This window comes from Catenibacillus scindens, assembly GCF_014202115.1.
GTDB classification, from domain to species: Bacteria; Bacillota; Clostridia; order Lachnospirales; family Lachnospiraceae; genus Catenibacillus; species Catenibacillus scindens.
Genome location: NZ_JACHFW010000002.1, coordinates 75,448 through 101,310 on the forward strand (window position 1 = coordinate 75,448; position 25,863 = coordinate 101,310).

Annotated in this window: 26 protein-coding genes; 19 read left to right on the forward strand and 7 right to left on the reverse strand. The window is 48.3% G+C overall.

Features of this window, described 5'->3' with window-relative positions:
• Positions 1–75: 75 nt before the first annotated feature.
• The 6 genes from hypE to HNP82_RS03200 are packed head-to-tail and all read right to left on the reverse strand — an operon-like array spanning position 76 to position 5,702.
• A complete protein-coding gene (gene hypE / locus HNP82_RS03175) occupies positions 76–1,077 on the reverse strand; it encodes a hydrogenase expression/formation protein HypE (RefSeq protein ID WP_183771423.1) in 1,002 nt (333 codons plus the stop codon).
• Positions 1,078–1,101: 24 nt separating this feature from the next.
• Positions 1,102–2,196 carry a hydrogenase formation protein HypD gene (gene hypD, locus HNP82_RS03180; protein ID WP_183771425.1) on the reverse strand — a complete coding sequence of 365 codons (1,095 nt, stop codon included), beginning with the start codon at positions 2,194–2,196 and terminating at the stop codon, positions 1,102–1,104.
• Positions 2,186–2,404, reverse strand: a complete 219-nt coding sequence (locus tag HNP82_RS03185) for a HypC/HybG/HupF family hydrogenase formation chaperone (RefSeq protein ID WP_183771427.1) — start codon at positions 2,402–2,404, stop codon at positions 2,186–2,188. Before HNP82_RS03185 ends, hypD begins: the two co-directional genes overlap by 11 nt.
• A 7-nt stretch (positions 2,405–2,411) precedes the next feature.
• Positions 2,412–4,706 (reverse strand): carbamoyltransferase HypF, encoded by a 2,295-nt coding sequence (hypF, locus tag HNP82_RS03190; RefSeq protein WP_183771429.1) that lies wholly within the window; start codon positions 4,704–4,706, stop codon positions 2,412–2,414.
• The gene (gene hypB / locus HNP82_RS03195; protein WP_183771431.1) at positions 4,703–5,359 is read right to left on the reverse strand and encodes a hydrogenase nickel incorporation protein HypB; all 657 of its coding nucleotides are present in this window, start codon (positions 5,357–5,359) and stop codon (positions 4,703–4,705) included. Before hypB ends, hypF begins: the two co-directional genes overlap by 4 nt.
• Entirely contained in the window at positions 5,349–5,702 is a 354-nt protein-coding gene (locus HNP82_RS03200) for a hydrogenase maturation nickel metallochaperone HypA/HybF (RefSeq protein WP_183771433.1), read from the reverse strand. Before HNP82_RS03200 ends, hypB begins: the two co-directional genes overlap by 11 nt.
• 315 nt (positions 5,703–6,017) lie before the next feature.
• On the opposite strand from HNP82_RS03200, the gene HNP82_RS03205 reads away from it, so the two are divergent.
• Genes HNP82_RS03205 through HNP82_RS03230 form a run of 6 tightly spaced genes read left to right on the forward strand, consistent with a single transcriptional unit; the run spans position 6,018 to position 11,081 of the window.
• The gene (locus HNP82_RS03205) at positions 6,018–7,913 is read left to right on the forward strand and encodes an NADH-quinone oxidoreductase subunit 5 family protein (RefSeq protein ID WP_183771435.1); all 1,896 of its coding nucleotides are present in this window, start codon (positions 6,018–6,020) and stop codon (positions 7,911–7,913) included.
• Positions 7,910–8,770 carry a respiratory chain complex I subunit 1 family protein gene (locus HNP82_RS03210; protein ID WP_183771437.1) on the forward strand — a complete coding sequence of 287 codons (861 nt, stop codon included), beginning with the start codon at positions 7,910–7,912 and terminating at the stop codon, positions 8,768–8,770. The genes HNP82_RS03205 and HNP82_RS03210 overlap by 4 nt, the downstream gene beginning before the upstream one ends.
• A 16-nt stretch (positions 8,771–8,786) precedes the next feature.
• A complete protein-coding gene (locus HNP82_RS03215) occupies positions 8,787–9,230 on the forward strand; it encodes an NADH-quinone oxidoreductase subunit B family protein (RefSeq protein WP_183771439.1) in 444 nt (147 codons plus the stop codon).
• Positions 9,231–9,238: 8 nt separating this feature from the next.
• Entirely contained in the window at positions 9,239–9,586 is a 348-nt protein-coding gene (locus HNP82_RS03220; protein WP_183771441.1) for an NADH-quinone oxidoreductase subunit C, read from the forward strand.
• Between the two features lie 4 nt (positions 9,587–9,590).
• Entirely contained in the window at positions 9,591–10,670 is a 1,080-nt protein-coding gene (locus HNP82_RS03225; RefSeq protein ID WP_183771443.1) for a hydrogenase large subunit, read from the forward strand.
• A 6-nt stretch (positions 10,671–10,676) separates the two neighbouring features.
• Positions 10,677–11,081 (forward strand): 4Fe-4S dicluster domain-containing protein, encoded by a 405-nt coding sequence (locus HNP82_RS03230; protein ID WP_183771445.1) that lies wholly within the window; start codon positions 10,677–10,679, stop codon positions 11,079–11,081.
• Positions 11,082–11,154: 73 nt separating this feature from the next.
• Here HNP82_RS03230 and HNP82_RS03235 read toward each other — a convergent pair whose 3' ends face one another.
• Entirely contained in the window at positions 11,155–11,937 is a 783-nt protein-coding gene (locus tag HNP82_RS03235; RefSeq protein ID WP_183771447.1) for a MurR/RpiR family transcriptional regulator, read from the reverse strand.
• A 157-nt stretch (positions 11,938–12,094) separates the two neighbouring features.
• Here HNP82_RS03235 and ilvN point away from each other — a divergent pair, with 157 nt between their 5' ends.
• The 13 genes from ilvN to hisG all read left to right on the forward strand — a co-directional run bounded on the left by ilvN (position 12,095) and on the right by hisG (position 25,843).
• The gene (gene ilvN / locus HNP82_RS03240) at positions 12,095–12,595 is read left to right on the forward strand and encodes an acetolactate synthase small subunit (RefSeq protein ID WP_183771458.1); all 501 of its coding nucleotides are present in this window, start codon (positions 12,095–12,097) and stop codon (positions 12,593–12,595) included.
• A 189-nt stretch (positions 12,596–12,784) separates the two neighbouring features.
• Complete coding sequence (gene ilvC / locus HNP82_RS03245) at positions 12,785–13,795, forward strand: ketol-acid reductoisomerase (protein WP_183771460.1); 1,011 nt, start codon at positions 12,785–12,787, stop codon at positions 13,793–13,795.
• A gap of 180 nt (positions 13,796–13,975) precedes the next feature.
• Positions 13,976–15,745 carry a MutS-related protein gene (locus HNP82_RS03250; RefSeq protein ID WP_183771462.1) on the forward strand — a complete coding sequence of 590 codons (1,770 nt, stop codon included), beginning with the start codon at positions 13,976–13,978 and terminating at the stop codon, positions 15,743–15,745.
• Between the two features lie 17 nt (positions 15,746–15,762).
• Positions 15,763–16,248 (forward strand): ribonuclease HI, encoded by a 486-nt coding sequence (gene rnhA / locus HNP82_RS03255; RefSeq protein ID WP_183771464.1) that lies wholly within the window; start codon positions 15,763–15,765, stop codon positions 16,246–16,248.
• Positions 16,249–16,302: 54 nt separating this feature from the next.
• Positions 16,303–17,607, forward strand: a complete 1,305-nt coding sequence (locus HNP82_RS03260) for an RsmB/NOP family class I SAM-dependent RNA methyltransferase (protein WP_207720541.1) — start codon at positions 16,303–16,305, stop codon at positions 17,605–17,607.
• A 10-nt stretch (positions 17,608–17,617) separates the two neighbouring features.
• Positions 17,618–19,039, forward strand: coding sequence for a pseudouridine synthase (locus HNP82_RS18330; protein ID WP_183771466.1), 1,422 nt, complete (start codon positions 17,618–17,620; stop codon positions 19,037–19,039).
• Positions 19,040–20,947 carry a YgiQ family radical SAM protein gene (locus HNP82_RS03270; protein WP_183771468.1) on the forward strand — a complete coding sequence of 636 codons (1,908 nt, stop codon included), beginning with the start codon at positions 19,040–19,042 and terminating at the stop codon, positions 20,945–20,947.
• Between the two features lie 5 nt (positions 20,948–20,952).
• Positions 20,953–21,714, forward strand: a complete 762-nt coding sequence (locus tag HNP82_RS03275; protein WP_183771470.1) for an SDR family NAD(P)-dependent oxidoreductase — start codon at positions 20,953–20,955, stop codon at positions 21,712–21,714.
• Entirely contained in the window at positions 21,711–22,319 is a 609-nt protein-coding gene (locus HNP82_RS03280) for a hypothetical protein (protein WP_183771472.1), read from the forward strand. Before HNP82_RS03275 ends, HNP82_RS03280 begins: the two co-directional genes overlap by 4 nt.
• A gap of 15 nt (positions 22,320–22,334) precedes the next feature.
• A complete protein-coding gene (locus tag HNP82_RS03285; RefSeq protein WP_183771474.1) occupies positions 22,335–23,342 on the forward strand; it encodes an RluA family pseudouridine synthase in 1,008 nt (335 codons plus the stop codon).
• Positions 23,314–23,859 carry a Holliday junction resolvase RecU gene (locus HNP82_RS03290; protein WP_183771476.1) on the forward strand — a complete coding sequence of 182 codons (546 nt, stop codon included), beginning with the start codon at positions 23,314–23,316 and terminating at the stop codon, positions 23,857–23,859. The genes HNP82_RS03285 and HNP82_RS03290 overlap by 29 nt, the downstream gene beginning before the upstream one ends.
• Positions 23,860–23,992: 133 nt before the next feature.
• Complete coding sequence (gene hisZ / locus HNP82_RS03295) at positions 23,993–25,207, forward strand: ATP phosphoribosyltransferase regulatory subunit (RefSeq protein WP_183771478.1); 1,215 nt, start codon at positions 23,993–23,995, stop codon at positions 25,205–25,207.
• Positions 25,208–25,843 carry an ATP phosphoribosyltransferase gene (gene hisG, locus HNP82_RS03300; RefSeq protein ID WP_183771480.1) on the forward strand — a complete coding sequence of 212 codons (636 nt, stop codon included), beginning with the start codon at positions 25,208–25,210 and terminating at the stop codon, positions 25,841–25,843.
• Positions 25,844–25,863 lie beyond the last annotated feature (20 nt).

Genomic DNA, 25,863 nt, shown 5'->3' on the forward strand with positions numbered 1-25,863 from the left:
ATTTCGCCAGGACGCGCTTTTTTCCCACAGCGCTGCTTACGCCGCGGGGCATATAGATTTACAAAAAATCCCGGTTTAACAGATTCTTGGAAGCTGGTGTCCGGATAGTTTTCCAAGGAGACGCCTCCCTCCAAGGCTGGTGTTTAATATTACCTGACCGGGGCGCTTCTGGGTAATGGTGCCGATACAGGCAGCCTTTTCCCCGCCGGAAAGACGGTGAAGGGCGTCAAGAACCGAAGGCACGTCCTCCGGGGCCACAACAGCTAACATTCGGCCTTCGCAGGCGCAGTAGAGGGGATCAAGGCCGAGAAGATCACAGGCAGAGGCCACGGTCGCATCTACAGGGATGGCCGTCTCATTTAGTTCCACCGTCAGGGGGGAATCTTCCACAAACTCGTTCAGTACCGTGGCAATGCCTCCACGGGTGGGATCTCTTAAAATCCGCACATTTCCGGCGTCCTGGGCGGCCACGGCCAGGTCGGTGAGTATCCGGCAGTCGGAGCGCAAAGGCCCGTCCCCATCTAAAAGGCCGCTTCTGGCCATCATGACACTGGCACCATGACAGCCCACGCTGCCGCTGACGATCACCCCATCCCCTGGGCGAATATATTCTTTTCCAAGTCTTGGATTTTTTAAAATACCAATACCGCTGGTATTAATATATATGCCGTCCCCTTTTCCATGTTCCACGACCTTCGTATCACCTGTGACGATCATAACTTGGGCCTTTTTTGCTTCGTCAGCGATGGAGGCGATGATCTCTTTTAAATCCCACATTTTAAATCCTTCTTCGAGGATAAATGAGAGGCTCAGGTATTTTGGAATGCCGCCGGCCATGGCAATATCGTTGACCGTCCCGCAGACACAGAGACGTCCGATATTTCCGCCGGGAAATTTCCAGGGTGAGACGACAAAGCTGTCTGTGGAAAATACAAGGCGCTCTGCGCCGTCTAGCACCGCGCCGTCGGCAAGCTTGTTTAGAGGAGTATTATCAAAAGCCGGCACCAGCAGATTATCAATAAAGTCGGAGGTTTTGATACCGCCGCTGCCGTAATCTAAAGTAATAATATCATCCATGATCTGCGATCCTCCTTCTGATTGTTACAATTCATAGCGGAAAGCCGCGGCACAGGAACCTTCTGAAGATACCATGCAGGGGCCTACCGGATCTTGTGGGGTACATACTGTTTTAAAAAGTGGACATTGTCCCGGCGCCAGACTCCCACGGATTACCTGGGCACACCGGCATCCGGCAGGTTCTTTGCCCTCATGCCAGGTGAGATGAAAGCGCCGGGCCGCATCAAAGTCTGAAAATTCATCCTTTATTTTAAATCCGCCGCCGGGAACCATCCCCAGTCCGCGCCACTCACAAGTCACAGGCTCAAAAACCCGGCGGATCATTTCCTGGGCCGCCGGATTGCCTTTTGGACGCACCAGGCGTACATATTCGTTGACGAGCCCCGGAGTTTTATCCGCCAGCATCTCCATAAGAAGTAAAATGGAGCAGAGAAGATCTGCACCCTCAAATCCGGAGACAACGGCGGGAAGACCATAATCTTCCGGAAGAAAGGCAAAGGCGTCGCTCCCTGTGACCGCCGCCACATGTCCGGGACACAAAAAACCGCTGACATTAAAATCCGGACTCTCAACCAAGGTGCGCAGGGCGGGCTCCGTAGGTTTTAAAAGGCACAGAATAGAGAAATTCTCCACCCCCTGTCTGACCGCCTCCAACAGACACGATGCGGTTCCGGGAGCCGTTGTCTCAAAACCGACGCCCAGAAATACCACTTCTTTGCCCGGATTTTTCCGGGCCAGAGCCAGGGCGTCCATAGGAGAATAGACATCCACCACATGCGCCCCAAGGGCTTTTCGGCGAAGAAGGCTGTCCCCCCGGCGGCTTCCTGGAACTCTCAGCAGATCCCCATAGCTTGTGATCACAATATTTTTATGGTCACTGAGCTTAAATATTTCGTCCATCACCCCGGAAGGCGTCACACATACCGGGCAACCGGGGCCGGAGATCAGTTGAATCTCCGGAAGAAAAAGCCCCCGAATCCCTGATCTGGAAATAGCCATAGTGTGGGTGCCGCAGATTTCCATAAGGCGCACCGGCCCAGTCATCTTTGCCAGGTCCCTGACCTTGGCGATTACCCCGGCAATGTCTTTAGGCTTTTTAAAGTAACTTTCATAGAGCATGTTCCAGTTCCTCCATGAAGTTAATATTGTCAAGAGCTTCCTTCTCGCTCATTTTCTCAATGGCAAAACCGGCGTGGACCATAACATAATCTCCCGGAGAAAGATCTTTGATAAAATCAACCCGTATTTCCCTGGTCAGCCCGCCGGCCTCCCCAACTGCGGAATTTCCTTCAATCTCTTTGATTTTCATGGGCATGGCAAGACACATAATATTTTCAAACCTCTTTTCGCGTAGTTGATGATGTATATAGGGCGATAAAAGCCTGACCCAAAGCAAGTCCCTCATCTGTCGGGGATACTTTATGATGGGTATAGACTTTAAAGGAATGGCGGGCCAGCAGCTCTGTCACTCCTGAAAGTAAAAAACGATTCAAAAAAACTCCTCCGGACAAGACAACAGGAAGATGGCGGGGATTTAAAGCCTGGGTCTGAAAAAGAGCCATATAGCATAATGTTTCCATAAATTTTTTGGCGATGGCGTCTGACTTCACCTTATGTTTTATATCTGACACAATAGCCCTGACCAGAGGCCGGATGTCAAAACGGCGCACCCCGGCGTCGCTGTAAAACAGGGCAGGATAGGGCGGACAGTCTTTGGAAAGATCCGGCATACAGCCGGACGCAAGCGCTTCCACGGACATAGGCCCTTCACCGTCAAAAGTAATGCCGTTTAAGGAGCATAAAAGGGCGGCAACCCCGTCAAAAAGCCGTCCCATGCTGCTGGCCGCAGGACATGATAAATGGTGATCCAGGAGGGCTGTAACAGCTTGCCTTTTTTTGACAAACAGGGGCGCGAAATCTGTATCAAGTCCGGCGTCCCACAACAGAGACAAGCCGATGCGCCCGATCTCCTCTGTCGCTTTATCGCCACCGGGAAGAGCGATGGGGCGGATACTGCCCACACGTTTACAATTTTTAAAATCTCCTGTCAAAAATTCCCCTCCCCAAATCTCCCTGTCGCTGCCAAGACCGGTGCCGTCCCAGATGATTGCAAACACTTCCTCATCCAGCCCGTTATCTGCCATACAGGCAGCCATATGGCCGTGATGGTGCTGAACACGGATCAGGGGGCGACCGGCCTCCTTCGCCGCTTTCTCGGCAATGTGGGTGGATGCGTAGTCCGGGTGCAGATCACAGGCTATGATTTCCGGATGTATTTTAAACAGTTCGTTATAGGTTTTTGCCATAGACTCATAGTGATCCATAGTTTCCATATTTTTGAGATCACCGATGTGGGGGCTTAAAAAGAGATAAGGCCCACGGCCGAAGGCGAAGGCGGCTTTTTGTTCTGCTCCGAAAGCACAGATCCCTGTGAAATCCTTTGGGGAATAAAAAGGGGCTGGCGCGTAACCTCTGCTCCTTCTGAAAAAGACCGGCCCTTTATGTCCATACATGACCACTGAATCATCACACCGGTTGACAATATCACGGTTGTTGAGCAAAAAACCGTCAGCCACGCCGGACAACGTATGAAGGCTCTCATCGTTATCTGTCAGCACAGGACAGCCGGAACGGTTGGCGCTAGTCATAACAAGAAGTTTCATATTAGAGCCGTGAAATAAAAGTCTGTGGACCGGCGTGTATGGGAGCATGACGCCGATACTTCCGCAAAATGAAATATTAGGCAAAATATCCGGCACCCTTTTTTCCAGAAGCACAATGGGCCTTGACTCACTTGTGAGCAACAGCTCTTCCTCTGGCGACAGGCGGCAAATGGACCGCACAGCCTCCGTAGAAGCAGCCATAAGTGCCAGAGGCTTTCTAGGCCGTCCTTTTTTTTGACGAAGACGGGCAACAGCCTGGGGATCTAAGGCGTTGCAGGCCAGGTGGATGCCTCCGATACCTTTAACAGCAATAATCTTTCCCTGGGCTAAATAGCGCCGGGCATGGGAAATTGGATCATCTAAGGCGCTGCCGGGCAGGCGATTGCCCTGGGAATCCAGGAAGAAAACCTCTGGACCGCAATCCGGACAGCAGTCCGGCTGGGCATGGTATCTGCGGTTGTCAATATCCCCGTATTCTCTGGCACAGACCGGACACATGGGGAAAGGGGCCATGGACGTATTTTTCCGGTCGTAGGGCATACGGCGGATAATGGTAAAGCGGGGGCCGCAGTTGGTACAGTTAATAAAAGGATATAAGTATCTCCGGTCTGCGGGATTTAAAAGCTCTCGTTCACAATCCATGCAGGTGGCCATATCCGGGGATATCAGAGTGAAGCCGTCCCCAACGTCACTGTCAAGGATTTTAAAATCACTGTAACCCTCAAGGCTTTGTAATTCTTTTTTTTCAATATTCTCAATCCGGGCCAGGGGCGGAAGGCAGGAAGGGAGTGCCTCAAAAAAAAACGAAAGGTCATCTGCCTTACCCTCTAGTTCTCCGCAAACACCGCCTGAAGTGTTTTTAGCCCATCCCCCTAAAGAGAACCTGCGGGCCAGGCGATGGAGAAAGGGGCGAAATCCTACCCCCTGGACCACACCCTCAATGGTAAAAGAGATTCTTTTTTTCATCGTATCTGTTCCCGGATTTTTTTAGATAAAAAATTGCAGAGAAGGTCAAGGCCGTCCCCGTCTTTACAGCTTACCTTAAATAAAGGCCCTGAGGGGTTTACTGTCTCATAATTTCGGGCCACCCGCTCCTCATCAAAATCAAAGTAGGGGAGCATGTCATATTTGTTAAGAACAAGACAGCCGGTATCGGTAAACATGAGAGGATATTTTTCAACCTTATCGTCCCCCTCTGGAATACTTAAAAGGGTTATCCGCAGAGATTCCCCGATATCAAATTCTGCCGGGCAGACAAGGTTTCCGATATTTTCCACAAAGATCACATCCAGATCGTTTATCGGCAGGAGCGGCAGTATTTTTTGAATACTCATGGCCTCAATATGGCAGGCACCGTCAGTATTTAACTGAACTGCCGGGACGCCAAGGCTTAATATTTTTTCTGCGTCGATTTGTCCCGCAATATCCCCCTCGATGACGCCGACACAAAATTCCCGGCCCAGTTTCCCGATCAGAGCAGTGATCAGGCTGGTCTTGCCGGCACCGGGGCTTCCCATAATATTAATCATGCAGATCTTTTGCTCTTTAAGGGTCTGGCGGACCTGGCGGCTGACGTCCTCATTCCACTCCATGACCTGATGTAATACTTTAATCTCCATCTGTATCTACCTCCAGACTGTCAATAATAAAATCATTTGATGATAAAATTTCAAGTCTTAAACTTTCGCAAAAAGGACAGGCGATATGCCGGCGCGTGATCTCGCTTTCCTTTCCGCAGTCCCGGCACCGAACTTTTAAAGGGAGGGTTGTGGCCTTAATCTTAACTCCCTGGGCAATGGTCCCCTCGGCCAGAAGATCCATATACATCTGGATGCACTCCGGGACAATGCCGGAAAAAGGGCCCAGGAGAAGGCGAATTTCCCGTATCTTTACACCGCCGTGTTTTTTTGCTTCACTGAGACTGTAGTCAAGAATACTTTGGGTAATGGACAATTCATGCAAGATTATCCCTCCTTTTTAAAAGTAACTATTCAGCCATGCATTTGTCGTATTTTTCTTAAACCAGCCGCATGGCTGAATAGTTACATTGAAACATATTTTATCACGACTGGACAAAAAATACCATAGCCAGACTTTTTGTTTATTTTTCAGTGCAATATCACAGTTTTTAGAAGAACTCTTGTAAATTTTTACAAAAAGTAATATAACTATTAGAGAGGGATTGTTATTTTTATAACGGAATGTATATTAACAGTTCAGCCGTCAGTGCTGATAGGGATGAATTGTTACAATATACAAAAGACAGGAGGTATTTTTATGGATCTGATTCCCATTCTTATTGGGTTTCCGGCGGTGATGGCCGTTATCCTTCCATTTCTGAAAAATGAGAGGGTGCGTGGGATCGTTGTCTACATCGGCGCCGGATGTGTGATCGCCCTTGCTCTTGCCAATCTTGGAATGTGGCTGGCCGGAGGCGGAGTTACAGTAAATTTGTACATGGATACAGAACTTATTGACCACGCTATGACTGTGGTGGATCTCTTTTTAATGTGCCTGATCATTTATATGGGCATCAAATATAGAAAAATCCTCGTTATTATTTTAACTGTTGTTCAGACCGGACTGCTTATGTATGTTGAATTTACTGCCCAGCTTCCGGAAAACTACCACATGATGGAAGACGGCCTCGCTATCCTTATGTGTATCATTGTAGCCATCGTCGGCAGTTTGATCTGCATTTATGCTGTAGGCTATATGAAAGGCTATCACAGCCACCACAAAGAATTTAAAGACCGTCAGCCCTTTTTCTTCTCGATGCTGTTTTTATTTCTTGCGGCTATGCTTGGTCTTGTACTGTCCCAGAGTCTGATCTGGATGTATTTCTTCTGGGAGATTACCAGCGTTATTTCTTTTCTTCTTATTGGATATACCCGCACTGATGAAGCAATCCATAACAGCTTTACTGCCCTGTGGATGAACCTTCTGGGTGGTCTTGGATTTTCTGTGGCCATCGCTGTGCTTGTTCAAAATACAGGAAGTGTTCAGCTTTCCGACGCCATTGCCTTTGGCGGCGCTCTGCCTTTGGCATGTCTCGCCCTTGCCGGCCTGACAAAATCCGCCCAGCTTCCTTTTTCATCCTGGCTTTTAGGGGCAATGGTAGCACCCACCCCATCCAGCGCCCTTCTTCACAGCGCCACAATGGTCAAAGCCGGCGTCTACCTTCTTATCCGCCTTGCTCCGGCCATGCACGGAACGGCTGTGGGCATGATGGTGTCCCTCATTGGCGGCTTCACCTTTATCGCCGCCAGCATGATGGCCATTGCCCAGAATGACGGGAAAAAAGTGCTGGCATTTTCAACCATTTCAAACCTTGGCCTGATCGTGGCCTGCGCGGGCATTGGCGTTGAGGAGACCGTGTGGGGCGGCGTTCTTTTAATGATCTTCCATGCGGTGAGCAAATCTATGCTGTTCCAAGCTGTGGGGGCCACAGAAAATTGTCTCGGTTCCAGAGATATTGAAGATATGCATGGCCTTCTTTTGAGGCTGCCAAAGCTGACCTATATTATGGGTATCGGCATTGCCGGAATGTATCTGGCCCCCTTTGGTATGCTTATCTCAAAATGGGTGGCTCTGAAAGCCTTTGTGGATTCGGAAAATGTGCTTCTTGTTATTTTCATCGCCTATGGCAGCGCCACCACTATGTTTTACTGGACGAAGTGGCTCTCCAAGCTGACGACCCAGCACCGTGCCCGTCAGAGTGTTAAAGATATTACACGCAAAGACGAATATTTATCCATGTTTATCCATGCCGGGGCAATGCTTTTGATGTGTTTGCTGTTCCCATTTCTGGCCACAGGTGTTGTCAATCCTATTTTGGAATCTATGTTTGGCTACGCCAGCACTGTTCTCTCCATGAGCGTGCTGGCAACCATGGCCATCATGCTGATTTCAGTTCTGATCGTGCCGACGATTATGGCCTTTGTCACCCGTATGGCAAAACGCGAACTGGTACCCATCTACATGAACGGCGTTAATGAGGGGGACAACCGGCACTTTGTCAACAGCCTGGGCGAACCGACCCACCTCTATCTGAGCAACTGGTACCTGCGCTTTGAATTTGGCATGCGGCACCTGATGAAACCCTGCGTTTACCTGTCCGCGAGCCTGCTCATTGTTGTCTTTTGTCTGATCATAGGAGGTGCCGTACAATGAGAATCGTTTTTGTCATCTGCTATTTAATCCTTGCACCCTTTTTGGGCGCACTCTTAGACGGCGTAGAGCGGTGCATCAGCGCACGGATGCAGGGAAGGAGAGGGCCCTCGGTCCTTCAGCCTTTTTATGATCTGCGCAAGCTGTTTTCAAAACAGATGATCGCCGTTAATAATGTACAGCTCTTTTTGAATTTAAGCTATTTAATCTTTCTTGTCATCGCCGGCTGTATGCTCTTTAGCGGAACGGATATTTTAATGTGCCTGTTTATTTTGTCTCTGGCGGATATGTTTTTAGTCATCGCCGCCTCCAGCGATTCATCCCCCTACGCCAACATGGGCGCCGGACGTGAGATGATCCAGATGATGGCTTATGAACCTTTGACGCTGATTATCGCCGTGGGATTTTATCTCTCCTCTGGCTCATTCCAGGTGGCGGATATTATACAGATGTCTGTCAGCCCTGTTGTCTTTATGCCGGGAATGCTTATTGGTTTTATGTTTACTGCGGCCATCAAATTCAGAAAATCTCCCTTTGACCTTTCCACAAGCCACCACGCTCACCAGGAGATGGTCAAAGGTCTGACAACGGAAATGTCGGGGACAACCCTTGGTATTATGAATATCGCGGAATATTATGAGATGATCCTGATCCTGGGTATTTTCTGCCTTTTTATAATTAATAAAAATTGGTGGAGCTGGCCTCTGGCCATTGTGGTGTGTCTGTTTATTTTATTTCTTGAGATTTTGTGGGATAATGCCACCGCAAGACTGAAATGGCAGCATCTTCTCTATGGAAGCTGGCTTGTCACACTGCTTGCCGGCGGTCTGAATCTTCTAATCCTGATGCTGATTAAATGAGAAAGGAAGGGTTTTTATGGGCGTTATGTCAAAATCCCCGTGGCTGCTCCATTACGATGCCAGCAGCTGCAACGGCTGCGATATTGAAGTGCTGGACTGCCTGACTCCCAAATATGATGTTGAGCGTTTTGGAATCATCAATACCGGAGACCCTTTTCAGGCGGATATATTGCTGATCACCGGTGGGGTCAACAGCCAGACAGAACCTGTGGTAAAACAGCTCTACAGTCAGATGCCTGATCCAAAAGTGGTTGTTGCTGTTGGAATCTGTGCCTGCACAGGAGGCGTTTTTAAAGAGTGTTACAATATAAAAGGCGGCATCGACACAGTTATTCCTGTGGACGTCTATGTTCCGGGATGCGCCGCCCGCCCTGAATCCATTATTGACGGTGTGATCCAGGCTTTAAATATATTGGATGAGAAAAGGGCCGCTTTAAAGAGCAAGGCCAGGGAAAAATAGGAGGAATTATGGACTATTCAAGTGAAATACGGCCGGTTTCTATGGACGAATTTCTTGCCCAGGTCATCACCATGAAAATGGAAGGGTGGCGCCTGGCCCAGATTTGCGCGGTCCGAGTGGACGACGGCTACGAGATGAGTTATTCTTTTTGTAAAAATTACCGGATGGTGACTCTGCGTCTTGTGGTAGCCACCGATGAAATCGTCCCAAGTATTACGGAAATTTATTCCTGCGCTTTTATCCAGGAGAATGAAGCGTCGGAGTTATTTGGCGTCCGGATTGAGAACCTGAATATGGATTATCACCGGAAGCTGTACCGTATTGATAAAGAGACGCCATTTAAGGAAAAGGGGTGAAGTCATGGCAAAGCGCAGTATTATTCCTTTCGGCCCCCAGCATCCTGTTTTGCCGGAACCGGTACACCTGGACCTTGTTCTGGAAGACGAGGTGGTTGTGGAAGCCATTCCAAGTATTGGTTTCGTCCACCGTGGACTGGAAAAATTAGTTGAGAAAAAGGACTTTAAGCAATATGTTTATATCGCCGAGCGCATCTGCGGCATTTGCAGCTGCGGCCACGGCATGGGGTACTGTGAGGCTGTTGAAAATGTTATGGGTATTGAAGTTCCCAGACGTGCCGCCTATCTGCGGACTATATGGATCGAGATGAGCCGTCTCCACAGCCATCTTTTGTGGCTGGGACTTCTCGCCGACGCCATGGGATTTGAGAGCCTGTTTATGGAATCCTGGCGGCTGAGAGAGAAAATCCTTGATATGTTTGACCTGACTACCGGCGGCAGGATTATTTTCTCCGTTATGTGTGTGGGCGGCGTGTCCAAGGATATGGACAGCGGCATGTTAAAAGCTATCAAAGATACTGTAGATGATATGGAGAAAGATTTCAGACCCATCATGGAGACTTTTCTGAAAGATTATTCGGTCTGCGCCCGACTGAAAGGGCTGGGCGTCCTCACAAGGGACAGGGCTATGCTCCTTGGGGCCGTAGGGCCCATGCTTCGGGCCAGCGGCGAAAACTATGATGCCAGGAAGCTTGGCTATGAGGCATACAACGATCTGGATATTCAGCCGGTGACAGCCTATGACGGCGACTGCTACGCCCGGTGTGAAGTCCGGTTAAAAGAGATCCTCCAGTCTTTCCTCTTAATCCGGGAGGCCATTGATAAAGTGCCGGAAGGGGATATCAGCGTTCCGGTAAAAGGCAATCCCTCCGGCGAGTTTTTCGCCCGCATCGAACAGCCCAGAGGTGAAGCTATCTATTATGTGAAAGGCAGCGGGACAAAATTTCTTGACCGTTTTCGATTAAGAACTCCGACCACAAGCAACATCCCCCCCATGGTTGAGCTGCTCAAAGGCTGCCAGTTAGCGGACGTACCGTTGATTATACTGACTATTGACCCATGCATCAGTTGTACAGAGAGGTGAGAAATTGTGGATGATAATATAAAATTTCTAACTTTCGCCCGCACGGCCTTAAAGAACTTGTTTTCAAAGCCGGCCACAGTAAAATACCCCTATGAACCGGCCAAATTTACACAGCGGTCCAGGGGACACATCGAGATTGCCAGCGAGCAGTGCATCGCCTGCGGACTGTGTATGCGAAACTGTCCGCCGGGAGCCATTAAAGTTGACCGGGTGGCCGGCACCTGGACTATCAATCCTTTTGACTGCGTTCAGTGCGGAAACTGCGTCAGCCTGTGTCCGAAAAAGTGCCTCTCCATTGTGGCGGGATACACAAAACCTCAGGCTCACATAGAAACGCAAACGGTGAAAGTCTCACCGCCTGGGCCATCAGGAAAAAAAGCGCCTGAAGCATCACAGGCGCCCTTAGCGTAAAGAGACAACAAAAACCTGCAGGCTAGGACCGTTGGAAGGCCCGTTTTGCCTGCAGGTATTATTCTGCCTTTCCCTATTCTGAAAGATATAATTTGCGGTACTCGATGGAGAGCAGCGACACAAGCATGTCAAAGCAAAATGAGTCCACAATATGTAGATTGCCGTTAAAACTTAATATAAAGTCCGCCATTTTATTCAATTTGGAGTATTTTGTATTGGACATAAGAATGATCTTAACATGGTTTTCTTTCAAAATATTGATAATGTCATCCATATAACGGGATTCAAGACGCTCTGGTTTCAAAAATAGGGCAATGCTGTCTTCACCGAGAGTTTTAGCGTAGGCAAGCTGATCCGCCGGCGTCTGGCAAAAAGTGACTTCGTGTTTTGTCAGAAGAAGATCCGCCTGGAGATACTGGAGCTGATAGGAAGGGACAGAGGAAAAGAAACCAACCCTTTTGTGGTGGTGAAGGTTTTGGGCAATTTCTTGAATATATTCTCTTGAATAAGATTTTTTTAGAGCCTCTGAATACTGGCCGATCTGAAAGAGAAAGGACGCGCTTTCACTGTCCTCTGTGTCCATAGAAGTATCGACGGAGACAAAACGGTTGTTATAGTTATAATTGGAAACTGCCTGGGACAGTTCGTTTTTAAAAGAACTGTATGATTCATAGCCAAGACGCTTGCAAAAACGGCTGATGGTCGGCGCAGATACATAGCACATTTCCGCCACTTCGTGAATACTGGCATTCTTCATACGGTCGAGATTCTGCAAAATATTTTGGGCGACCTTATAATATATGTCCGTTGGATTTGTGCTGTTTAAAAAGTTTATGAGTGCGATATATGCATTCACAAATATGCCTCCCTTTTTTTAATGTCAACTGGTAACTGTCAAGTTACGTCAATTTTTTTTATTATACAATGATTATCCCTGTTTTGCAATGTCAGAATTGTTGCCTTTCATTGACAAAGCTCACCATTGTTGTTAGAATGTTCATGAGGTGAAAATCATGGAACATAAAAAAGTACTTTCCATACTTGTTGATAATACCACCGGCGTTTTAAGCCGTGTTTCAGGTCTCTTTTCCAGACGCGGATACAATATTGACAGCATAACTGCCGGGGAGACGGCTGATCCGAGATATTCCCGGATGACTGTTGTTGTTAACGGGGACGACCAGGTTCTCGACCAGATCTACAAGCAGTTAAACAAGCTTGTGGACGTGGTGGATATTAAGGAACTTAAAGACGACCATTCTGTCTGCCGTGAGCTTGTTCTTGTAAAGATCCGCTGCAGCGCCCAGGAGCGCCAGGCGGTCAATTCTATCGTTGATATTTTCCGTGCCAAAATCGTTGACGTGGGAAAGGAATCCATGATCATCGAGATGACTGGAGCCCAGAGTAAGATTGACGCATTTATCCAGCTTTTGGACGGCCATGAGATTCTTGAACTTGCCCGTACAGGAATCAGCGGCCTCTCCAGAGGGTGTGATGATGTCAGATTTCTTTAACATCCGCTATTCATAAGCTATGTCAGTGAGTTAAGATATATAAAATGATCCGGACATTATCCGTGAACAGTAATACCCTTAACAATTTTACATAAAAAACTTCTTGACAAAGTCTGAAAAAGTAATACAATTAATTACATCATCGTGATAAAGTATCACATAGATGAAGATGAATAGGAGGAAACGAACATGGCAAAAATCTATTATCAGGAAGATTGTAATCTTTCATTACTGGAAGGAAAGAAGATCGCCATTATCGGTTACGGCAGCCAGGGACACGCTCACGCATTAAATCTTAAAGATTCTGGTTGTGATGTTATTATTGGTCTCTATGAAGGCAGTAAATCCTGGGCGAAAGCAGAAGCTCAGGGATTTGAAGTATATACAGCCGCTGAGGCAGCCAAGAGAGCAGATATTATCATGATCCTTATTAATGATGAAAAACAGGCGAAGATGTATAAAGAGTCCATCGCTCCAAATCTTGAGCCCGGCAACATGCTTATGTTCGCTCATGGTTTCGCCATCCACTTCGGACAGATTATCCCTCCGAAGGATGTGGACGTTGTAATGATCGCTCCAAAAGGACCAGGACATACTGTAAGAAGCCAGTATCAGGAAGGCAAAGGCGTTCCTTGTCTCATCGCTGTTGAGCAGGACGCTACAGGCAAGGCTCATGACCTTGGTCTTGCTTATGCTCTCGGTATTGGCGGCGCCAGAGCCGGTGTTTTGGAGACAACCTTCAAGGTTGAGACAGAGACTGACCTGTTCGGCGAGCAGGCTGTTCTGTGCGGCGGTGTCTGCGCTTTAATGCAGGCCGGTTATGAAACACTTGTTGAAGCGGGATACGCTCCGGAGAACGCTTATTTTGAGTGTATCCATGAGATGAAACTTATCGTTGATCTGATCTTTGAGAGCGGATTCGCCGGCATGAGATATTCTATCTCCAATACTGCAGAATTTGGTGATTACATTACAGGACCAAAGATCATCACAGAGGATACAAAGAAAGCGATGAAACAGATCCTTTCCGACATCCAGGATGGTACATTCGCGAAAAACTGGCTTCTTGAGAACCAGGTTGGCGCTCCTCACTTCATGGCTATGCGCAAGCGTGCTGCTGAGCATCCATGTGAGAAAGTGGGCGAAGAGCTTCGCAAACTGTACAGTTGGAATGATGATGACAAACTGATCAATAACTGATCTGATCAATCTATAAATGAAACCGGCAGTTTTTCTATGTAGAGAGGCTGCCGGTTTTTTCTTTACATATGCCGGGATTAATGATAAGATGAAAAGAAGTCCATTCATGGATCACAGGAACAGAAATGTTTTGGACAGACATAAAGCATCTGCATCAAGAAATGGAAAAGGAGAAGGATTATGGATTCCAGAGAGACGATTTTACTGGTTGTTGTCATTATTGCCATCCTGATCGCGGCAAAGATGATCTATGACGGCGCCAGCCGGAAAAAAAAGCTCTTCCAGAAAATAAAGAAAGCCTATGGAAAGCTTCCCGATAACGATTATTCCGCTCCCCGGTACAGTGACAACGGGATCGGATATTATTACAAAAATAAAAGTCATGATACTCCGGTGATTGATGATATTACGTGGAATGACCTGGACATGGAAACAGTCTATATGATCTTAAATAATACCGGCAGCGGTGTGGGAGAGGAATATCTTTACGATATGCTCCACACCCCTTGCATGGATGATAAAAAGCTTAAAGAGAGGGACCGCATTGCCCGGTATTTTGACAGCCACGAGGAGGAGCGCCTTAAAGTTCAGTGTGAGCTTTACAAACTTGGAAAGTTGAGAAATTCCAGCGTAGGCCAGTATTTAAGCGGCGTCCGGTCACTCAGACCCCACAAGCCGGTCCTTCATATGGCCTGTCTGGCCGCCCTGATCCTCATTGCCGCAGGCTGCGCAGTGCGTCCCGGTACATGGCTCCCCTACATCTTCCTCATTATTGTCATTAACATGGTCGTCTATTTTAAGAGAAAGGCCAGCATCAGCAGCTATTTTGTGGTGTTTTCCTATCTGGCGAGAATGACTGAGACCGCGAGAAAGATCGGAGGATTGAAATGTGAAGGCATTGACGGGGCCTCCAAAGTCCTTAAAGAAGCCACCCGGCCGTTAAGGAGCATTAGCCGGTATTCCTGGCTCTTTGTCTCCGGTACAGATTTTTCGGCGGATCTTTTGGCTATTGTTCTGGATTATGTCAAAATGCTGACCCACGTTGATATGATTGTTTTTGACTATCTGGCTTACCGCCTGTTTAAATACGGCAAAGAGCTGGATCAGATCATGGAAACTTTAGGGGAAATCGACTGCGATATTGCCATCGCTTCCTACCGCCGCTATATGAAAGACGGACAGGGCACCCCCATATGTACGCCGGATCTGTGTGAGGAAGGGCCTCTAAAGATTCATGCTGAAAATATTTACCATCCCATGATTGTCCATCCGGTAACCAACACCTTTAACGCCGAAAAAAGCGTCCTCGTCACTGGCTCCAATGCTTCGGGAAAGTCTACCTTTTTAAAAACTGTGGCCATCAATGCCATCTTCGCCCAGACCATCTATACCTGTCTGGCAGACCGCTTTGAATCCCGGTTTTTCAGGATTTACTCCTCCATGGCCCTTCAGGACAACATAGCCAGCAATGAAAGCTACTATATTGTGGAGATCAAATCCCTGAAACGTATTGTAGACGCGGCGGCCCCGCCGCCTGCAGGCCAGGCCGTCTTAACAGGAGAAAATGAGACAGAGCCATGGAGCCGCGTGCCGGTACTTTGTTTTATCGACGAAGTTCTCCGGGGTACCAACACTATTGAGCGTATCGCTGCCTCCTCAAGGATACTTTACGCTCTGTCTGCCATGAACGCCCTGTGTTTTGCCGCCACCCACGATATTGAGCTGACCTCCATTCTTGAAAACAGTTTCGCTAACTACCATTTTCAGGAAGAAGTCAACGATAATGACGTAATTTTTGACTATATTTTGTATCCCGGCCGGGCCACATCCCGCAACGCTATTAAACTTCTGGGAATCATCGGCTTTGACCAAAAGATTATCAATGAAGCTTCCGCTGCGGCCAGAGATTTTGAAACCAAAGGCGTCTGGGCTCAGCTTAACGAAAGGTGAATAACAGGAGGAAATCAATGAAAGTCACTGTGTATACCGACGGCGCCGCCAGGGGCAACCCGGAAGGTCCGGGGGGATATGGCGCTGTCCTTGAATATATAGATACAAAAGGCCTACTCCATGTGAAGGAATTGTCGGCAGGTTTCCGCCGCACTACGAACAACCGCATGGAAATGATGGCTGTCATTGCCGCCATGGAGGCCCTTAACCGGCCTTGCCAGGTGGATCTGTTCTCAGATTCCAAATATGTTGTGGACGCCTTTAACCAGCACTGGATCAATGGATGGATCAGGAAAGGCTGGAAAAGAGGCAAAAACGAGCCTGTAAAAAATGTGGACCTGTGGCAGCGGATGCTGTCAGCTATGGCGCCCCACCAGGTAACCTTTCACTGGGTCAAAGGCCACAATGGCCATCCTCAGAATGAGCGGTGCGACGTTTTGGCAACTACAGCCGCCGACAGCGGCGATCTGCTCATTGATGAAATCTATGAACAGACATTGTAAGACAAACGCTGAATTTTTAAACCAAACTTTCTATAGAAAAGGAGCCTGCGGTCAATGATAGATCTGCCTCAGAAATTTTTAGACGAGATCCGGCTATTGCTTGGCGATGAGTACGACGATTTTTTAAAAAGCTATGATAAGCCTATGAATTATGGGCTCAGAGTCAACACATTAAAAATCTCCCCGGAGAATTATCTGAAACTGTCCGGAGAGAATCTTCGCCCTGTCCCCTGGAATGAACTTGGCTTTTATTACGACGGCAGCCGGCGGTTTACAAAAAATCCCCTCTACCATGCGGGGCTGTATTATATCCAGGAGCCTTCGGCCATGTGTCCGGCCCATATGCTCCCGGTGGAGGAGGGGGATATTGTCCTTGACATGTGTGCCGCCCCCGGCGGAAAGAGTACGGCCCTTGGCGCGAAGCTTAAAAATACAGGGCTTTTAGTGTCCAATGATGTCAGCGTCTCCAGGGCAAAGGCGTTGCTTAAAAATATTGAGTTTTTCGGCATCAAAAACAGCCTCATCCTCAGCGAGGATCCGTCAAAACTTGCCGGCGTGTTTCCCGAATATTTTGACAAGGTGCTGATTGACGCCCCGTGTTCCGGGGAGGGAATGTTCCGCAAAAAGCCGTCGATGACAGCGGCATGGGAGCGGTCGGGGCCGGATTATTTTGGCCCGATCCAGCGGAGGATTTTACTAAATGGCGCTGACCTTTTAAAACCCGGCGGAATGATGGTATACTCTACATGCACATTTTCAGAATATGAAGACGAGGGCAGTGTGGAGTATCTTTTAAAACACCGTCCGGAAATGTCCGTTGTTAAGGTGAAGAGGCTCTGGCCCCACAAGGTAGACGGAGAAGGACATTTTTGCGTTCTGCTGAAAAAGGCCGGAGAAAAGCCGGCTCCATCCCAGGAATGTTACTGTCCCCAAAGCCGGGAAGACCTGACGCCTTTTCATGACTTTGTCAGGGCGGGGAATGCCGAAGATTTATTTGACCCTTCCCGCCTTGTGGCCCAAAAAGGAAGCCTTTATTATTTTCCAAAGATCATGCCGGAGTTTACAGGACTTCGGGTGATCCGCAACGGGTGGTATTTGGGGGAACTAAAAAAGAACCGTTTTGAGCCATCCGGCGCTTTTGCCAGAGCCCTGACCAAAGACCAGTGGAGTCACGTTTTGGATCTTTCCCTGGAAGATCCGAGAGTGATTAAGTACTTAAAATGCGAGACTATTGAAGGGGAAGAAGGTCAGGAAAATGGCTGGTATCTTGTATGCGCTGCCGGCTATCCCCTTGGTTTTGGCAAAATGAACCGTGGAACTTTAAAAAATAAATATCCTGTGGGATGGCGCTGGGAGTGAGGTGGTGTATTTGAAAACAAGTGTACGTTTAGATAAATATCTGGCGGATATGGGCTTTGGCACCCGAAGCCAGGTAAAAGAAAAAATCCGCCAGGGCCTTGTCACCGTCAACGGGGTGACGGTCCAAAAAGGCGATGTGAAAGTGGATACCCAGGCTGACCAGGTGCAGTATGAAGGCCAGCCGGTGGGTTATGTTCATTTTGAATATTATATGCTCAATAAACCGGCGGGAGTGATCTGCGCCACCTCCGACCGCTCCCAGACAACAGTTATCGACCTGATCAGCGATAAAAAGCGGAAAGATCTTTTTCCGGCGGGAAGACTGGATAAAGATACGGAGGGGCTTGTAATGATCACCAACGACGGCGCTCTGTCTCACAGGCTGTTGTCCCCTAAAAATCATGTGGCTAAAATTTACTACGCGAAGATTGCCGGCCTTGTTACCCAAAAAGATATCCAGGATTTTGCCGACGGCCTTTATGTGGATGAGGAATTTCGGGCCCAGCCTGCCCGCCTTGTAACACTCCAGCGCTTTCAAAAAGAGGAGGAGAGCGAAATTCTTGTGGAGATTTTTGAAGGAAAGTTCCATCAGATCAAACGCATGTTTGAGGCTGTGGGAAAATCTGTACTTTACTTAAAACGATTGACTTTCGGCTCTCTGAGTCTGGACGGCTTTCTGGCTCCGGGAGCTTTCAGGGCCCTGACAGACAGGGAGCTTAACGCTTTAATGGCGCCAGAAAATAAGAAAGTTTGGGGCCGGGATATTTTAGAGGATATCCGGGCGGTTATCTTTGACCTGGACGGTACTCTCATTGATTCTATGTGGGTGTGGAGAGACATTGATATTGAATATCTGAAAGGCTTTGGCCTGGATATGCCCGATGATCTCCAGGAAAACATTGCCGGCATCAGCGTGACCCAGACCGCAGTTTATTTTAAGGAGCGTTTCCACATTCCGGACAGTATTGAAAAAATCATTGGCGACTGGGACCGGATGGCCCTGGAGAAGTATACGACCCAGGTGCCGTTAAAACCGGGAGCCCTGGAATTTTTAAAATATCTAAAATCCAGGGGCATCCCCTGCGCCATCGCCACAAGCAACTCCCGGAGACTGACGCAGGCGGTCCTTGAAGCCCACAATATTACCGGATATTTTCAGGTTATCTTAACCGGCGAGGACATTCACAAAGGCAAACCGGAGCCGGATGTTTATCTGGAAACTGCAGGCAAGCTGAAAATCGAGCCAGGCCACTGCCTTGTATTTGAGGATATCCCCTATGGGGTCATGGCTGCCAACCGGGCGGGAATGACCTGCGCCGCCATTGACGACCCGGATTCCCGATGGCAGGAGGAGGATAAGCGCCGCCTGGCCCGGTATTATATACAAGATTACTTTGATATTATGTTTCAAACTTATGAGGAGTTAAAATAAATGGTTAAAGATTTCTTGCCAATTTGTCCGGAAGATATGAAAAGGCGGGGATGGGATCAGGTGGATTTTGTTTACGTCATTGGCGACGCCTATGTGGATCACCCATCTTTCGGGCACGCCATTATCAGCCGGGTTCTGGAAGCGGCCGGCTACCGGGTTGGGATCATATCACAGCCGGACTGGAAAGATAAAAACAGCATTAATGTTTTTGGCCGGCCCCGCCTTGGATTTCTTATTTCCGGCGGGAACATGGATTCCATGGTCAACCACTATACCGTTTCTAAAAAGCGCCGCCACAATGATGCTTACACCCCCGGCGGCGTCTACGGAAAACGGCCGGATTATGCCACTGTGGTTTACGGCAATCTCATCCGCCAGACCTACAAAGATGTGCCGGTAATTATCGGCGGCATTGAGGCCAGCCTCCGCCGCCTGGCCCACTATGATTACTGGAGCGATTCCCTGAAACGCTCCATTTTGCTGGACAGCGGCGCAGACCTGCTTTTGTACGGCATGGGCGAAAAAAGTATTGTGGAGATGGCTGACGCCCTGGACAGTGGTCTGAATATCCGGGACCTGACCTTTATCCGTGGCAGTGTCTACAAAACAAAACATCCGGAAGATGTTTATGACGGCATTACCCTGCCGGATTTTGACGCCCTCAAACAAGATAAAAAGACTTACGCTGCCAGCTTTTATACTCAGTATATTAACACAGACCCCTATACGGGAAAGCCTTTAATCGAAAAATATAACGATCATTTATACGTGGTCCAGAATCCCGCAGCCTGGCCCCTGACCACCGAGGAGATGGACAGAGTTTATTCCCTGAATTATATGCGGGTCCCTCATCCCTCCTACGACGCCCTCGGCGGCGTTCCGGCCATCTCTGAAGTAAAATTCAGCCTGGTGAGCAATCGGGGATGTTTTGGCGGATGCAGCTTCTGCGCACTGACATTTCACCAGGGCCGGATCATCCAGGCGAGGAGCCATGAATCCATTGTCAACGAGGCCCGCCAGTTTATCTGGGATCCGGACTTTAAAGGATATATCCATGATGTGGGCGGCCCTACGGCAAATTTCCGTTTTCCCGCCTGTGAGAAACAGGAAACTGCCGGAGTGTGCAAAAACCGCCAATGCCTTTTCCCCACCCCCTGTAAAAATTTAAGGGCGGATCACAGCGATTATCTGTCCCTTTTGAAAAAGCTTCGGGATATCCCAGGGGTAAAGAAGGTATTTATCCGCTCAGGCATCCGCTTTGATTACCTTCTGGCAGATAAAAGCGACCGTTTTCTGGAGGAATTGTGCCGGTACCATGTGTCCGGCCAGTTAAAAGTGGCCCCGGAACATGTGTCCGACCATGTACTGCGCCTGATGGGTAAACCTTCCAACAGAGTTTACAGGGAGTTTACTAAAAAATATAAGGCCATGAACGAAAAACTGGGGAAAGAGCAGTACCTTGTCCCCTATTTAATGTCCTCCCACCCCGGCTCTACTATGAAGGACGCCGTAGAACTGGCACTTTATCTCAAAGAGCTGGGGTATATGCCGGAACAGGTCCAGGATTTTTATCCGACCCCTTCTACCTTGTCCACATGTATGTATTACACCGGCTATGATCCAAGAACTATGGAAAAAGTTTATGTTCCAAAAGATCCCCATGAGAAGGCTATGCAGCGGGCTCTCATCCAGTATCGTGATCCGAAAAATTATGAGCTGGTGGCGGAGGCATTAAAAGTTGCCGGACGCCAGGATCTTATCGGCTATGATAAACACTGTCTGATCCGTCCCCGCCGTAAAAAAGGAGAGGAGCAGGGGGGATGGCGGGACAATAGAGCATACCGGGAGGGGACGGCTCCCCGCAGGAAGAAAAAGACAATCCGAAACGTACATCAAAAGAAAGGCTGATTTTTGTGAAGATCGCAGTTATAAGCGGAGCTTCCTCCGGAATCGGGAGAGAGCTTGTAAAAATTATTGACAGACGCTGTAAAGTCCTTGATGAAATCTGGGTGATCGGCAGACGCCGGGATCGTCTGGAAAAGCTCCAGTTTCATTTAAACCATCCTTTAAGGATCATTGACATGGATCTTTCTCTTACAGAGAACCTGAAAAAACTCCAGGAACTTTTTGAAAAAAAGAAACCCAGGGTCTTCGTCCTGGCCGCCAGCGCCGGCCTTGGGAAATACGGACTTTGCCGTGACCTTGATCCAAAGGACGCCATGGATATGATCAATATTAACGTGAGGGCGCTGACCGCTCTCACCCAGATGGCCCTCCCTTATATGGTCAGAGGCGGCCGGATCATACTTATGTCCAGCAGCGCGGCATTTGTACCCCAGCCGGGATTTTCCATCTACGCCGCCACGAAAGCTTACGTTTTAAGCTACGGGCAGAGTCTGAACGCGGAATTAAAAAAGGAGCGCGTCCACGTTACCGTCGTTTGTCCGGGGCCGGTAGATACAGAATTTTTCCAGCACTGCGGCAGCGGCAAAACCCTCTCCGCCATCAAGCTGTTTTTCATGGCCAACCCTGAAAAAGTGGCCGCTCTGGCCTGGCGGGACGCCCTGCGCAAAAAGCCGGTGTCCGTCTACGGCCTGGCCATGCGATTGTTTCGCACAGGCACAAAGATCATTCCCCATAAAGTGCTTATCACAGGAATGAGGTTGTTTTTATGACAGATTCCAGAAAAAATTTAAAAGACTCCCCAAAAAAGGCCCGCCTGCAAAAAGGCGACGCCGGGTATATTAAGACCGCGAAGCAGAGGCAGAGTATTATCGTCCTGATCTGGGTTGTGGTGATCGGGGCTGTCCTGATTGCCGGATACATGTTTACAAAGAGCCGGCTCAATGCCGCTACAGTCCTTGGGATCGTCCTTGTCCTTCCCGCTGCTAAAGCGGTTGTCCGGCTGATCCTTCTCCTTCCATACACATCGGCTGACCCTGAAGAATACGCGCGGGTCAAAAAGATTCTTCCGCCCTGCGCTCTTATAGCCGCTGATCTGATCCTGACCCGGTCTGAGGGGGCCGCCACATATATTTCCATGGCCGTCATCTGCGGAGGAAACGTGTTTGCATTTTGTCCCGGCCACAAAAAAACGCTGGCACAGATTGCCAAAGAATTGACGGAGAGCGTCAAAGCAGGCGGCGGCAAGGCCTCCCCCGCAGTCTTTGGGGATTTTCAGGCATTTTTTATGCAGATTCAAAAACTGTCCTCCAAAGAGGAGACGCCGTCAAATAAAGATGAGAAGATCCGCCGGGACCTGTTAAGCCGGGCGGTGTGAAAGGAGCAGACCGATATGCAGAGCCGTACTGTTAGCCCCAATGAGGCGGGGCAGCGCCTGGACAAGCTTCTGTCAAAAATATTGAATCTGGCGCCTAAAAGTTTTATATATAAAATGCTTCGAAAAAAAAATATTACCTTAAATAATAAAAAGGCTGACGGCAGTGAGAAAGTCGCTTTTGGGGACGAGATCCGCCTGTGGCTGTCCGATGAGACTATTGAAAAGTTTTCTGACAATCCGGTGACTATTGTCAGAGATGCTCTGGACATTCTCTATGAAGACCAGGATATCCTTGTCATTAACAAAAAGGCGGGAGCCCTGTCCCAGAAAGCTTCCGCAAAGGATGTTTCCGTTAATGAGGAGCTGATCTCTTACATGATCCACAGCGATCAGGCTTCCCCGGAAGATTTTAAAACATTCCGTCCGTCAGTGTGTCACAGGCTCGACCGAAACACAAGCGGCGTCCTCATCGCCGGAAAGACGATGACCGGTCTTCAGGATATGGCTACTCTGATACGGGAGAGAAAGGTAAAAAAATACTACTGCTGTCTTGTCCGGGGATGGGTAAAAGAGAAGGCGGTGATCGAAGGGTGGCTTGTCAAAGACAAAGATTCTAATCAGGTCACTGTGACAAAAAGGCCCGGTCCGGGCAGCGACTATATTAAAACAAGCTATGAACCTTTGGCCACCAATGGAAATCATACCCTTTTGTGGGTTCAGCTTTTTACCGGGCGTTCTCATCAGATCCGGGCTCATCTTGCCAGCATCGGCCACGGAATTATCGGAGATCCAAAATACGGCGACAAAGACATGAACCATTATTTCTATGAAAAGTATCATTTAAAATATCAACTCCTCCACAGCATACAGATGACTATGCCGAAGGATACGTTAAGACTGACAGCCATATCGGGCATGGTTTTTCGGGCTCCGCTCCCGCCCCTTTTCACAAAGATTTTGCAGGAGGAAAAAATTACAGACAGGGTGGATAACTATGGCAACCTGGAATTCAAGAGGTCTTAGAGGCTCTCATCTGGAAGAAATGGTCAACCTGACCAATGAGCGCTACAGAAGCGGAGGGCTGGCGCTGATCCAGAAGATACCCACACCTATTAAACCCATTAATATTGACAAGACAAGCAGGCACATAACCCTCGCCTATTTTGAGCAGCGTTCCACCGTGGATTATATCGGCGCCGTCCAGGGTATTCCTGTATGTTTTGACGCCAAAGAGTGCCATGGGAAAACCTTTCCCGTGGCCAATGTCCATGAACATCAAGTTGTTTTTATGGAGGACTTTGAGCGGCAGGGAGGGATTGCCTTTTTGTTGATTTATTTTGCCAGCCAGAATTTATATTATTATATGCGGTTTAAAGAACTCGCCGCTTTTTGGAACCGGTCAAAAACTGGTCACGCCAAAAGTATCCGTCTTGAGGAACTTAACATGGATTATACCATCCAGGTCAGAGGCTATTACATCCAATATCTGCCCCTTATCCAGAAAGATCTGGACAGCCGGGAAGGGCAGGCCAATACATAAAGGTCTACAAACGTTAGACCTTTTTTTATTGACAAAAGCCGTCTGTCCATGTATAATAGTCACACATTAGCGAATTATCAATTTACTATAATAAAGCATACGGTTTTGCCGGTCATGCATGAAAGGAGCCTTTATGCGCGACATATTACTGCACACCCCTGAAGGTGTCCGGGACATTTATGGTATTGAATGTGCCCGCAAAGTTAAGCTTCAGGAAATATTATCGCAGGTGTTTGGACAGTATGGATATCACACGATCCAGACACCTGCTTTTGAGTTTTTCGATATTTTTAACGGAGAGCGGGGAACGGTTAAATCCAGGGAAATGTACAAATTTTTTGACCGTGAGGGAAATACACTTGTTCTTCGCCCCGATATCACTCCATCCATCGCCAGGGCAGTGGCCAAATATTATAAAGATGATCAGGTTCCGCTGCGTTTTACCTACCTTGGCAACGTGTTCATCAATAATTCCAGCTATCAGGGACTGATGAAGGAGACGACCCAGATGGGAGCGGAGCTGATCGGAGCTGACAGCGCCCAGGCCGACGGGGAGATGATCGCCCTGGCGATTGAGCTTCAGATGAAAGCCGGTCTGAAGAAGTTTGTCCTCGACATCGGCCATGCCGGTTTCTTCCGGGTTCTTATGGAGGAGGCCGGCCTTGATAAAGACAGTGAGGACCTTTTAAAATCCCTCATAGAAAATAAAAATTTCTTCGGTATTGAAAGTTTGATTGAAGAAAAAAATATCAGCCGTGAGCTTAGGACAGTCTTAATGAAACTGCCGGATCTGTCCGGATCCTGGGAAATCCTGGACAATGTGCGGGAACTGACATCCAGTAAAAAAGCCCGGTCTGTCCTTGACCGGCTGTCCAGCGTCTACGAGGTTGTTAAAGCCTACGGATATGAGGAATATGTGACCTTTGATCTGGGTATGCTCACCACTTATGATTATTATACAGGGATCATTTTCAGAGGATACACTTACGGCACCGGCGACGCCATTGTCAAAGGCGGCCGTTATGACCACCTTGTTGGACAGTTTGGCAAAGATTCGCCGGCAGTGGGATTTGCACTTGTTGTGGATCAGCTTCTCGCCGCCCTTGGACGCCAGAAAATCCAGGTTCCTTTAAATGATCAGTCTGCCTTGATCTTATACGCTCTCCCGGATTTCTCCCAGGCGGTGGCTATGGCCAAAAATCTCAGAGGACAAAATATCCAGGTAACACTTATGCAGAAAAATGATCAGTTGTCCGAAAAGGAATATATGGGATATTGCCGCCAGAATATGATCCAGTCGTTGATCACTTTACAGGGCGGCGAAAAAAATGTAAAGGAGGTGGGGTAAATGGAGTATTTAACCTTTGCCCTTGCCAAAGGCCGTCTGGCTAAAAAGTCTCTTGAACTTTTTGAAAAGATCGGGATTACTATGGAAGAAATGAAAGATCCAAATACCCGCAAACTGATCTTTGTCAATGAGGAGAGGAAGATCAAAATGTTCCTCGCCAAAGCCAGTGATGTTCCCACCTATGTGGAATATGGCGCGGCGGATATCGGGGTTGTTGGAAAAGATACTCTTCTTGAGGAAGGCCGCCGCCTCTATGAAGTCATGGATCTTGGATTCGGCAAGTGCCGTATGTGTGTCTGTGGCCCTAAAAGCGCGGGGGAACTGCTGCGCCATCAGGAGCTGATCCGCGTGGCATCCAAATACCCCCACATTGCAAAAGATTATTTCTATAACCAGAAACACCAGACCGTGGAAATCATTAAACTTAACGGTTCTGTAGAGCTGGCTCCCATTGTGGGGCTGTCGGAAGTGATCGTGGATATTGTAGAGACCGGGTCTACATTGAGAGAGAACGGCCTTGAAGTTTTGGAAGAAATTTGCCCTCTATCCGCCCGTATGGTTGTCAACCAGGTGAGCATGAAGATGGAGAACGAGCGGATTACTCAGCTTTTATACAATATCAAGCCTCTGCTTTAGCTCATTGAAATTTAAAAAGA